The sequence below is a fragment of the Shimia litoralis genome (genome assembly GCF_005518135.1).
GTDB classification, from domain to species: domain Bacteria; phylum Pseudomonadota; class Alphaproteobacteria; order Rhodobacterales; family Rhodobacteraceae; genus Shimia_E; species Shimia_E litoralis.
Window position 1 is genome coordinate 389248 of sequence record NZ_SULI01000001.1, and the last position, 11654, is coordinate 400901.

The 11654-nt window shown below is 56.5% G+C and carries 11 protein-coding genes and 1 tRNA gene; 9 read left to right on the forward strand and 3 right to left on the reverse strand.

Annotated elements, in window-relative coordinates; all coding sequences use genetic code 11:
* Nucleotides 1-33: 33 nt before the first annotated feature.
* On the reverse strand, nucleotides 34-1605 hold the full coding sequence (locus FAP39_RS01850) for a zinc-binding metallopeptidase family protein (RefSeq protein ID WP_138014654.1): 1572 nt from the start codon (nucleotides 1603-1605) through the stop codon (nucleotides 34-36).
* A gap of 157 nt (nucleotides 1606-1762) precedes the next feature.
* On the opposite strand from FAP39_RS01850, the gene FAP39_RS01855 reads away from it, so the two are divergent.
* On the forward strand, nucleotides 1763-2092 hold the full coding sequence (locus FAP39_RS01855; RefSeq protein ID WP_138014655.1) for a hypothetical protein: 330 nt from the start codon (nucleotides 1763-1765) through the stop codon (nucleotides 2090-2092).
* Between the two features lie 347 nt (nucleotides 2093-2439).
* Here FAP39_RS01855 and FAP39_RS01860 read toward each other — a convergent pair whose 3' ends face one another.
* Nucleotides 2440-2628 (reverse strand): DUF6324 family protein, encoded by a 189-nt coding sequence (locus FAP39_RS01860; protein ID WP_138014656.1) that lies wholly within the window; start codon nucleotides 2626-2628, stop codon nucleotides 2440-2442.
* A 318-nt stretch (nucleotides 2629-2946) separates the two neighbouring features.
* Between FAP39_RS01860 and FAP39_RS01865 the strand changes: the two genes are divergently transcribed.
* Both FAP39_RS01865 and FAP39_RS01870 read left to right on the forward strand, forming a co-directional pair.
* A tRNA-His gene (locus tag FAP39_RS01865) sits at nucleotides 2947-3023 on the forward strand.
* A gap of 284 nt (nucleotides 3024-3307) precedes the next feature.
* The gene (locus tag FAP39_RS01870; protein WP_138014657.1) at nucleotides 3308-3499 is read left to right on the forward strand and encodes a hypothetical protein; all 192 of its coding nucleotides are present in this window, start codon (nucleotides 3308-3310) and stop codon (nucleotides 3497-3499) included.
* Nucleotides 3500-4374: 875 nt separating this feature from the next.
* Here the strand turns inward: FAP39_RS01870 and FAP39_RS01875 are convergent.
* Nucleotides 4375-5238: a LysR family transcriptional regulator gene (locus tag FAP39_RS01875; protein ID WP_138014658.1), complete on the reverse strand. Its 864-nt coding sequence runs from the start codon at nucleotides 5236-5238 to the stop codon at nucleotides 4375-4377.
* 108 nt (nucleotides 5239-5346) lie between these two features.
* Between FAP39_RS01875 and FAP39_RS01880 the strand changes: the two genes are divergently transcribed.
* The 6 genes from FAP39_RS01880 (at nucleotide 5347) to FAP39_RS01905 (ending at nucleotide 11475) form a co-directional block, all read left to right on the forward strand.
* Nucleotides 5347-6501 (forward strand): ABC transporter ATP-binding protein, encoded by a 1155-nt coding sequence (locus FAP39_RS01880; RefSeq protein WP_138014659.1) that lies wholly within the window; start codon nucleotides 5347-5349, stop codon nucleotides 6499-6501.
* Between the two features lies 1 nt (nucleotide 6502).
* Nucleotides 6503-7474 (forward strand): carbohydrate ABC transporter permease, encoded by a 972-nt coding sequence (locus FAP39_RS01885; RefSeq protein WP_138014660.1) that lies wholly within the window; start codon nucleotides 6503-6505, stop codon nucleotides 7472-7474.
* A complete protein-coding gene (locus FAP39_RS01890) occupies nucleotides 7474-8436 on the forward strand; it encodes a carbohydrate ABC transporter permease (protein ID WP_138014661.1) in 963 nt (320 codons plus the stop codon). The genes FAP39_RS01885 and FAP39_RS01890 overlap by 1 nt, the downstream gene beginning before the upstream one ends.
* Nucleotides 8437-8558: 122 nt before the next feature.
* Entirely contained in the window at nucleotides 8559-9806 is a 1248-nt protein-coding gene (locus FAP39_RS01895) for an ABC transporter substrate-binding protein (protein WP_138014662.1), read from the forward strand.
* A 62-nt stretch (nucleotides 9807-9868) separates the two neighbouring features.
* Nucleotides 9869-10696 carry a metallophosphoesterase gene (locus FAP39_RS01900; protein ID WP_138014663.1) on the forward strand — a complete coding sequence of 276 codons (828 nt, stop codon included), beginning with the start codon at nucleotides 9869-9871 and terminating at the stop codon, nucleotides 10694-10696.
* Nucleotides 10693-11475 (forward strand): phosphodiesterase, encoded by a 783-nt coding sequence (locus tag FAP39_RS01905; RefSeq protein WP_138014664.1) that lies wholly within the window; start codon nucleotides 10693-10695, stop codon nucleotides 11473-11475. The genes FAP39_RS01900 and FAP39_RS01905 overlap by 4 nt, the downstream gene beginning before the upstream one ends.
* Nucleotides 11476-11654: the final 179 nt, after the last annotated feature.

The following is an 11654-nucleotide window of genomic DNA, read 5'->3' on the forward strand; positions in this document are numbered from 1 at the left end:
GTGCATGCTAAAATCAGACCATCTCAAGACGACCTAGCGCCGTGGAATGACCCAGTCTTCTCCGCGGCGTGTGGTGACATATTCCGGCCAGCGGAAATTTAACGGCGGCGCGTAGTCGCAGAGTGGTGCGATCCATGCATCGCCGCCAACACCGCCGCCCGTACGCGTGACAAATTCGTCTTTTGCATCAGCCAGAACCGAACTTTCGGGCATCAGGCAATCCAGCGCGGTCATGGCAATCACTTGGGCGGCGACTTCGATCATTGGGTCAATACAGGCCGGGTCGCCCCCCATAGCATTCATCGCCCACGCCGGATAGGCAAACCCTTCTGGCGCTGCCAAGGCCGGGCGGCCAATATACAGACGTACGGTGGGCGCATGCCAGCAAAACTCGGTATAATCATCAGATGTGAAATGTCTCTGCGTCGGGGGGAGCATCTGACGCAACGCTTCCTCGGCTTGCTCTGGCGGTGTCAATTCCGAGATCATTGGCAAGAAGGGCGATGCCATTGGGGTCAAGCCAAGTTCGGTCTGAATGGCGCGGCCAAAGTCTTGGGCCTCTTGTCCCCAAACTGGCGCACCGACGGTTTCCAGATTGGCATATGTGGCCTTGGCCAACGCGTGGTTGGCCAAGCCAGGGCGCGATTTCGCCACCCAGTGACGTCGCCACTGACAGTGGCAGAGTTTCGCAGCCAAGTCCGCAAAGTGATCCAGCCCACGTATGATATGCTCGGCCTCGCTGATTTCCGAAATCCGGATGAAATATTGAATCTGCGCAATTTGTGCGGGGATGTTGTCGGCTGTGGCTTGGCCGTGGCTGAGGATGGTTTCATTCATTGACCAGCTTTGGCCGGGGGCCATGACATGCTCTCGCAGGGCTTTGGCAGAATTGTACATATGCATCATGGCATCGGTTGCCCCGGGTGCACGGGCCGCGGCGTGGCTTGCGGGGATCGGCGATGCCTCGGCACCCGCCATCCATGTTTCGGGTGCATCACATGTAAATTCATAGATTACCCCATAGCCAACCCCGCAATGGGTGTCCCATCGCACTGTGTTACACAGCGGCGCCATATAAAACGGATGAAAGGACAGTGCCGCATCTAGATCATCATAATATCCAGCGGCCGCATGAATCGGCTTTGACCCTCGCACCTTTTCTGCGGGCTCGCCAAAAAACTTGAGACGCCCCTTGATGTTATGGGCCTCCATCGCGGCCTTTGCCGCAAGAAACCCGCCGAATGCGCCCATCCCAAGGGCGGAATGCGGATCCGTGTGGCCGCCAGCATGCGGACCTAACCCTTGGCGCGGCTTTTTCACCGGCTCTGCGGCCTGACAATTCCCGGGGATGCCGTCGTATTCGGCATATCCACCAATCGTTGGGCCATCACCGTTTGACCAAGTGGCGCAAAATGCTGTGGGCATTCCGCCAGACCCGACCTCGACCTCAAACCCTTCTTCGCGCAGCCGTGCGACATAGAAATCACAGCTTTTGTACTCGCGCCACGCGGTCTCGCCGTAGTCCCAGATGGTTCGCGTCCAGTCTGAGATTTCGGGCATGCGGGCTTTGACGGTATTGCGAGCAGTGGTTTTGGCGTCAGACATTCTCTGCATCCTTTGAGGTCGGTTTCACCCTAAGAGCAGGGAGTTCCCGTGCACAAGCCCTGACGCATAGCCGATCTGCATATCTGTGCGATCGCTAATTGTGACTTGCGATATTCCTGCTTTGGAATATTATCTTTATCCAGAAGAGGACGGTGCGATGCCCAAGCTTATTCGGTTATATATTCTTCAAGTCTTTGCAGGTTTCGGCCTGTCGGCGATGTTTGTCGGCATGCTGCTGTATCTGAATGTTGGAAACCTTTGGCACCTTGTCACGCATACATCGGGTGGTCTTATTGCGGTTGTGATGTTGTTCATGTTCAACGGTGTCGTGTTCGCTGGTGTGCAATTTTCCATCACAATCATGCGGATGGCCGACAAAGACACACCGTCCGGCGGCAAGCGGGATGAGTTACCTGTGATGCAGCCCAGTCTGATTCCGATTCCGGTTGCTGCGAAAGCTCCTGCAAAACGCGAGCAGTCTACTTAGCGACCCGATTTCCGAAAGTTCAGGAAGATGGCAGTGCCTTGAGGGGCGCTGCTTTTTGATTCTATGAGGGGAAATGTGGCGGGCCCGCAATCGCAGCCGTGTGGTACTCTCATTCCCGAGGACCTGTATGTACAGGTGGGCGCCAGGTAATCAGACCAGGGTCAGAACAGAGCCAGCTCCCTCGGATTTGCTTAAGGCCACCGGAATGCTACCGTATCACGAGAAGGGCAGAACCCGCCAAGGCTTACCTAATCCTTCGGTGTGCGCGCGACAAGGGGGTGCAAGCAAACTGCGCAGTGTCAGTGCGGTTCCCAAAGGGCAGGGGGCTGGGTTATGACCAGCGTCGCTTATTTGGCGACTGTACGGGCGGTCGCGGCTGCGGCTCTGATTTCTTCGGCAATTTCGTCAGCTTCCTCTGGGGAGAAATCCATAGGAACTTCTACGCCATTGGCCTCGATGAAAATACGCACAAATCCTTGATCGGTCGGGCCGATTTGGAGGTTGGCTTCGATGTCGCGTTCGGTGTTGATGCCCAATTTCTGTACTCCTGTTTCAAGAATTCGCCTAGCGCGAATTGAAGCAATTGGCAAGCTGGGTGACCTCAGGGACCGTGTTCCGGCCACGTGATGCGCACAGCAGAAATCCATTGTGCGCGCAAAGGTACAACGCGCATTAGACTCTGAACAAAATGAAAAATTCGTCGACCTGTGCTGTCGGTGTCCGTCATTGCTCGGCGAATAGCCGTGTTTTGCGGCCCGCGTCAGGTACTCGGGGCATTCTTGAGAAACAAAGCGATGTTTTTGTGTTTTAGGCGCTTGCAATCGCTGAACAGGATATGTAAATCGCGTGACAGTGCCGCCTTAGCTCAGTAGGTTAGAGCGCCTGATTGTGGATCAGGAGGTCCCCCGTTCGAGCCGGGGAGGTGGTACCACTTACCCCCCTTCTACGTACGTTTTACCTGTGACGCCTCAATGGCTTTTCGGCGCGATCATGTCTGCCAATTGTACCCCCGCTCCCTTCACGGATGATATGGGTGTACCGGAGCTTTCGGCGGCTGGCGGTGTGCATCACCCCCTGCAACCTGAGCAAACTCCTCAAAGCTCAAATACGGTTCACGACCTTTGTGCTCGTGATTTTTGACGTGTGAGAGGGTATAAATATTCGTTTCGCAGCACGGGAAACAGGCTTATTCTGCGGCTATCTACTGCGTTTCTTATGCGTGGCGAGGACGAGACTGGTCTTGCGGTATTGGTGTTTGTGCGGGTACAGCGCGCGGATTGGAGCTGTGGATGTTGCGAACTGACGAACCTGTCTGACGATTGGGACCTTCTCAATCTGATGACGGATCAAAATATTCCCAAACGACGCCAGCGATTAATAGAAGACATGCTGATCAAGGGGCTGTAGCCAAAGTTGCATGCGATGTACCTGCGGTGATGCGGGATTTCATCCGGTTTCTGGGTCACGCGGGGGATAGAGCAACACCGGACGAACTGAGGGCGTTTCAACTGGATATGAAGGAACGGTGTGTCGGTGCACCGACTTTCAACACCCGGCTTGCGATACTGCGCTGCCATCAGCGTTGCCTATGGCGGCGGGCTGCCCGCCAGCGCTATCAGCCATTTGCAGATCGGCGACATCGACAGTGACCACATGTTAATCCGTGTTGACCAGGGCAAGGGTCGCGAGGACCGCCATGTGATACGGCCTCCAAACCTGCGGGAAATTCTGCGCGACTATTACCGTGAATCCCGACCGCATGCTGGCTCTTCCGCGGGCGCAACCGACATTGCCCGAAGTACCCGAGCCCAGCGGTGTCGCAATGGGTCTCGGCGAAACGTTCCTGCGCGGCGCGGCACCCAAATCCCGGGTGCCACCATGGGCGGAGGTCGCATGACCCAATCACGATTTCCGAAACTGCAATCCCCGGTTGCCCGGCCACTCGCTGCGGCCATCTCCCCAAAATCCCCGCCAGTCTGGGCCAGCGGTCGTAAAAAGGAAGGCCAGTCGGCCATCTCGTGGCAAGAAAACCGACCTACCTTTGCCGTCAGTCCTCACACGGTCGTTGGGTATGCGCATCAACCAATGCAAACCTTACGCACAACCCCCGTAGAACCGAGCGCTGCCCGCGCTTTTCTCCTTGTCAGATTTGCCCCCGCAGCGGTTGCGCGAATGGCGGCAACAACAATCTGCGGGACAAAGGAGCCCAAACCGTCCAGCGCTGCAAGATACATGAACCACTCGTCTTAGGTTCACAAAGTGAAACTGAACGCTCAGGGGGCTCATTCAATGGCGGCATTGATGAATTCGGAAACGAGCTTCAACCGCGTGCGGTCTTTGGTGGCGATAAGGGACGTGTTCCGGGCTTCTGGCATTTCTTCGATGTCAATTTCGCAAAGATTGTTTTTGATGAGGCTGCTGTTTTGCAAAAACAGCGCCACACCAATTCCCTGCAACACAGCTTCGCACATCAAGGGGAAGGTCGTCATCGTGGCCACGCGATTGAACGATATGTCGTAGCGATCGCAAGCTCGGTCAAGTAAGCGTCGCGTGAGCGACCCCTTCTCCGGCACAATGACCGTCTCTTGTTCAAGCTCGGCCAGTGAAATCTTAGCGCGCTTGGCGAAGGGGTGATCGCTGCGGCAATAGATCATATAACGCGCGCTTTCTATGTGGATCTTTTCCCAATGCTCATGATCAGGCGCATCCGTGATCAAGCCGACATCCGCAAGGCGGTTCCCGATCATTGATTTGGCTGTCGTCCAATCGTAAAGCCCGAAATCGACACGAATATCAGGAAATCGGCGTTGAAACCGCGCAATGATCTTCAATGCTGGTTGTGGCGCATTTCCGATGATCTTGAGGCGACCTTCTTTCATGGCATTGAACCCCTCGAGCCGCTCGGTGACTTCTGCGCTCAGCGCGATCATGCGGTCCGCGAGGTCGTAAAAATCCTGTCCGGTCGGGGTGAGTTCCACGCCATCCCGACCGCGCAGCAGGAGATGCGTTCCGACACTTTTTTCAAGATTCGCAATATGTTGTGTGATCGTGGATTGGGTGACGCCCAGCCGCGCGGCAGCGGCGGAAAAGCTCCCCTCGCGGACGACATAGGCAAATGCTTCGAACTGATGGTGGTTTGGGCGCATGATTTTTCCTTTCGCCTCCCAGATAGAACCCATCGGTTTCACTAATATGACGACACAAAACGGTTGTGTTCAGCCCCTACTTCTCTGGCTGTACCAAAGGGGAATCAAATGTCAGATTTGCAGATCGCATCTGTCACCAAGCACTTCGGCGAAGCCTCCGTTTTGAAAGGGGTGACCTTGGATGTGAAGGATGGAGAATTCGTGTCGTTGGTGGGGCCTTCTGGCTGCGGAAAATCGACATTGTTGCGGATCATTGCTGGGCTTGAAACACCGACGAGCGGTAACATCGCAATCGGTGGAATGGATGTGACACAGCTCCGCGCGGCGGATCGCAATTTGTCGATGGTGTTTCAATCCTACGCGCTGTATCCGCATTTGACTGTGGCCGAGAACATTGCTGTGCCTTTGCAGATGCGCCAAATGACAGCGCTGCAGCGGTTGCCAGTGCTGGGCGGTATCCTGCCAGGAGCGCGGACGCAAAAAGCCGATATTGGCCAAGCGGTCCGGCATGCGGCCGAGATTTTGGAAATTGCGGCACTTCTTGACCGCAAGCCCGGGCAATTGTCGGGTGGGCAACGACAGCGTGTTGCTTTGGGCCGCGCTTTGGTGCGCGATCCGGCGGCGTTCTTGTTGGATGAGCCGCTGTCAAACCTTGATGCGAAACTGCGCGTTCAGACCCGCGCAGAGATCGCCGAGCTGCACCGCCGCCTGAAGGCGACGTTTATCTACGTTACCCATGATCAAGTCGAAGCCATGACCATGTCCGACCGGATCGCGGTGATGATGGGCGGTGAAATCCTGCAATGTGCCGCCCCTGATGTGATCTATGAAGACCCTGACAACATTCGCGTAGCCGAATTCATCGGTTCGCCCAAGATCAATGTCTTGCCTTTGGAGCGCAACGGCACCGAGCTAACGGTGTTTGATCAGGTCCTGAATTCTGGCCTCTCCATCGAGAGCCCGAAGATGATGCAGATGGGCCTGCGGCCCGAAGCCCTGCGATTGACACAATCCGCGCCACGTCTGACCGGACGGATTGTGCATATAGAAAATCTCGGGTCCGAAATCTTTGCCCAAGTTGCCCTAGACACCGATGGATCGCGGGTGACCATGCGGGCCATGCCAGCGCAGCGCCAGAGTTTAGGTTTGGGTGCGCAGGTTGGTCTGAGCTTTGATCTGAGCGCGGCCATGATATTCGACGCTGAGGGCATGCGGTTGCGCCACATCGAACTTGCCGCAACCACCGCACGTGAGGTGGCCTGACATGGTGGCAGTTGATCCCAACGTCGCAGCAGACGTTACCACGCTCAAAGTCGACAACAGGCAAGCGCGCACAGGCTGGGCGTTGGCATCGCCAGCCTTGTTTCTTATGGTTCTGATCCTTCTGGTACCGATTATCGTGGCCGGTGTGCTGTCTTTCACCAACTATTCGTTGGGCAATCCCGGCTTCGACTGGGTCGGAGTGCAGAACTATGAGCGCCTGTTCACCCGCTCCACTTATGAAAAGATGTTCGTCGCGACATTTACCTATGTGGTGACCGTGGTGCCAATTTCCGTGGGCCTTGGCCTAGGGGCGGCCTTGCTGGTCCACTCGTTGGGCCGGATCGGGGACATCTACAAGACGATCTATTTCTTACCAGTGATGGCCACGATGCTGGCGATGGCCATTGCTTGGGAATTCATGCTGCATCCGACCATTGGCATGGTGAACCGCACGTTGGAGATGACCTGCGGGACATGGTTTGAGATAATCCCCTTCTTTTCAGGTGGCTGCTCCGAGGGTTTCCCTTTGTGGCTCGGGGATCGTGACTATGCGATCTGGGTGGTTTGTTTCATTGGAATCTGGCAGGGCTTCGGCTTCAATATGGTGTTGTTTTTGGCCGGTTTGACGTCGGTGCACCGAGAGCTGTACCACGCTGCCGAAATGGATGGTGCCCGCTCCGGGTGGGAGCGGTTCCGACTGGTCACTTGGCCCGCCCTCGGGCCAACCACCGTCTTTGTCGTGACCATTTCCTGTATCCGCGCCTTTCAAGTCTTTGACACGATAGAGGCCTTCTGGCCCCAGGGGGGCGGACCGAACAAATCCGCTTACGTGATGATGTTCGCGATTTTCGAGAAAGGCATCCAGCAGAATCTGATCGGAATGGGCTCGGCCATCACGATGTTGTTCCTGCTGTTCGTTATGTTTTTGACCCTGATCCAGCGCTGGCTGGTCGAACGCAAGGTGCACTACTGATGACACATGATTGGTGGAAACATATGGTGCTGATCCTAGGCACGATAATCGTGCTGGCGCCCTTCTACATGATGGTCAGCTATTCGTTCAAAAGCCCTGGAGAAATCGACCGTGGTGAAGGCGGTTTCTTTGGTCGGCAGGAGATGATGGTCGATCCGCGCTGCGTCGCCCTGCGCCAGCCAGACCGTGCCGATATCGAAGCCGCCCGCGCGCGGTTTGTGGGGCAAGACGACGCCAGCGTGCAGGCCTCTCTTTTGGCCGAGGCTGAGGCGGACTGTTCCATGCGGCCCATTGTGTTCAACTATTCCAAAGCTTTCTCCGAAGCGCCGCTTGTCCGCTATCTGCTGAATGGCGTCTTCGTCACGGCATCGATCTTCCTAATCCAGATTGTTGTGGCCCTACCTGCCGCCTATGCGCTGGCAAAGCTAAAATTTTGGGGGCGCGATGCTGTCTTTGGGCTGGTCCTGTTCTGCCTGTTGATCCCTGTCCACGCCATTGCGTTGCCGCTTTATATCGGGTTGGCGAAGCTGGGACTGACCAACACCTATGCAGCCCTTGTCGTGCCGTGGACGATCTCGGTCTTTGGAATTTTCCTGATGCGTCAGTTCTTCATGACTGTGCCTGACGATCTGATTGATGCGGCGCGGATGGACGGGATGTCCGAGCTGGCCATCGTCTGGCGGGTCATGTTGCCCACCGCGATACCCGCGCTTTTGGCTTTCGCGATCTTTTCTGTGGTGGCCCATTGGAATGATTATTTCTGGCCGCGCATCGTCGTGACCGGAAACCGCGATCTGTTCACGCCGCCACTGGGTCTGCGCGAATTCAAAGGCGACGGGGATGGGTCGTTCTTTGGTCCGATGATGGCCACGGCCACTGTTATCGTCACACCTTTGATCGTCGCATTTTTGCTAGCCCAACGCCGCTTTATCGAGGGGATCACGCTGTCTGGAATGAAGTAGGGCGCGCCTTGGCCCGCCCTACACATAGCCCCGCAAGGGGATAATCACCTCCCCAAACGGGGAACATCATTGGGGTCTACCAATCGCCAAACCGGACGTCCCCGACAACTGGAGTAGAGATAATGAAAAATACCGTAACTGCAATGGCTTTGGCGCTTACCGCCACCGCCGTTTTCGCCGAGGACAAGGTGACGATCGAGTTCGCCTATCCCTATAGCCACCTGTTTGATGTGACGTATGAAGCAATGATGCCGGCCTTCAACGAAGCCCACCCGAACATCGACGTCGTCTTCCGCGCCACCTACGAATCCTACGAGGATGCCACAAACACTGTTCTGCGCGAAGCCGTAGCTGGCAATCTACCAGACGTCACCATGCAGGGCCTGAACCGTCAGGCACCGTTGGTCGACAAGGGCATCGCCCAGTCGCTGACACCGTTCATTGCCGCCGAGGCCGATTTTGAAACAAATGGCTACCACGAAGCCATGCTGTCCCTGTCCACATTTAACGATGAAGTCTACGGCCTGCCGTTCTCGATCTCCCTGCCGGTTGGCTACTACAATATGGATATCATGCGCGAAGGTGGCATCACCGAACTTCCAACAACTTGGGACGAGGTCATTTCCGCCTGTCAGACCATGAAAGCCAATGGCGTCGAGAACCCGATTTTCTGGGGCTGGAACATCACCGGCAACTGGTTCGTACAAGCCCTTTTGTGGAGCCAGGACAAAGCTATCGTCGAAGAAGGCCACGTGACCATGGACAGCCCAGAGGCTCTGGTTGCGTTGGAGCAGATGCAAGAGATTTTCGAGGGCTGTGAAATGCAGAACCTCGACTGGCAGGCGGCGCTTGCGTCCTTCTCTGCAGGCGATATTGGCATGATGTTCTGGTCCACTTCCGCATTGGGCACAGTTGAACGCAGCCAGGGCGATTTCGAGCTGGTGACCGGCCCGTTCCCGGGCCTTGACGACGCCCCAATGGGTTTGCCTGCGGGCGGCAACGCGGCGCTGCTGACCTCGACCTCGGATGACCCTGCGGTGCGCGACGCTGCTTGGACATGGCTGAAGTTCATCACCTCCGGTGAGGGCGCTGCCCAGGTCGCCATGACGACCGGCTACATGCCCCCCAACAAGGCTGCCAACGAGATCATTCTGGCCGATTTCTACGAGCAGAATCCCAACAAGCAGACTGCCGTGGACCAACTTCCGCTGCTGCGTGACTGGCTGGCTTATCCCGGCGACAACGGCTTGGCGATCACGCAGGTGATTTATGACGGGATCGAACGCATCGTCACTGGCGATGCCACCGACATGCAAGAACTGCAAGACGAGCTGGTCGAGGAAATCGCGGATCTTCTGCCAAATGGCTAAACCAACCTCTGGCCGCCCTTTCCGAGGGCGGCCAGATATCTCTTCTAGAAAGGCTAAGATCCATGAAGCTTGTGCAAATCTCCGACATTCATTTGACGGTCCCCGGTGAACGCATGGGGGGTCTGAACCCCCACAGACGTTTCGCCCAAGCGCTCGACGATGTGCGGGCCCAGCACAGCGATGCCGCGCGGATCATCATAACAGGCGATTTGACCCACTGGGGCGAACCCGCTGCCTATGCGGCCCTTGTGGATGCCCTGATCGATCTGCCCTGTCCCGTGCGTCTTTTGATCGGCAACCACGATGACCGCGCGGCCTTTCTTGCTGCCTTCCCGGACCACCCCAAAGACGCGGCGGGTTTCATCAACCACGCAGAAACGGTGGACGGCACGCGCCTGATCTACCTCGACACGACCGAGCCTTGCACCCACGAAGGCCATTTTTGCAGCCGCCGCCGCGACTGGCTGGAGGCCGAACTCCTACACTGCACCCATGCGCGCCTGTTCATGCATCACAATGCCATGTCCCTTGGCCTGCCTGCCGAAGACAAGATCGCCCTTGTGCCAGAAGACCGCGCACCACTGGCCGAGCTTTTGACAAAGTACCGTGATCGTATCGACTACATCCATTTTGGCCATGTCCATGCGCCTGTGCACGGGACTTGGTGCGGAATTCCTTTTGCTTCCGTCCGCTCGACCGGGAACCAATCCTTGCCAAATCTGAACGAGCAGGAGCTGCTGCAGGGCGCTCCGATGGCCCCGTCTTATGGGGTGATCCTTGCACAGGACACGGGTACCACCATTCATGAAATCCCGTTCACTTGGGACGGACCGATTTTTAGTGCTGGGACCGAGTGGAACGATTGGGCCAAGCCCTTGGCCGTAGAATGAAATTTATCCATCTTACCGACACTCATGTCATCGGCGAAGGGGAGCTTTATGGCCAAGACCCCGCCGCGCGGCTGCGGGCCGCTGTCGCGTCTATCAATGCAGAACACGGCGATGCGGACTTTGTTGTCCTGACCGGTGACATGACACATTGGGGCGACACGGCGGCCTATGCGCGGTTTTCGCGCGAAATCAAAGAGCTCGACATCCCCCTGCACCTACTGGTCGGCAATCACGACGACACCGCGGCATTTACTGAGGCCTTCCCAGAGATTCCCCGCGACGAAAACGGGTTTGTACAAAGCGGTTTTGACACCCCGTTCGGGCGGTTCCTCTTGCTGGACACAAAAGACCCAGAAACCCATGCGGGCGCCTATTGCTCCGCGCGTCAAGCCTGGTTGGATCGCGAACTGGAGCAAACCAATGGATCAGTCATCCTGTTCATGCACCACCCGCCGATCAAGACAGGCATCGTATCTATGGACCGGATCATGTTGCAGGATGCCGAGGCGCTCTATGATGTCATCGCCCCTCACAAGGCGCGTATCCGGCATCTGTTCTTTGGCCATGTGCATCGCACCATTTTTGGGAATTGGCGGGGCATCAGCTATTCCTGCATGCGCGGTCTTAACCATCAGGTCGCCTTGGAACTTGACGGAGCCGCCGATCGTATTGCGGCGAATTTCGAACCCCCGGCCTACGGTGTGGTGACGCTTAGCGACGATCAGGTCACGGTTCATGTACACGATTTTAGCGATGGATCGGAGAAGTTCTTTTTGTAAATCCGCGCCAACCGCCTCGTACTGTAGATCGCCCAAAGACCTATCCGCGGACGACCTTGCGGCGGCCTCTTGTTGGCGCGTCATAGTCCAAGCGTATTTGATGGCGCTACTCTGTGAAGTGGTCCGGCAAATTCGGACAGCGTGCTAAGATGTATCCAACCCGATTGAATGGATACAAG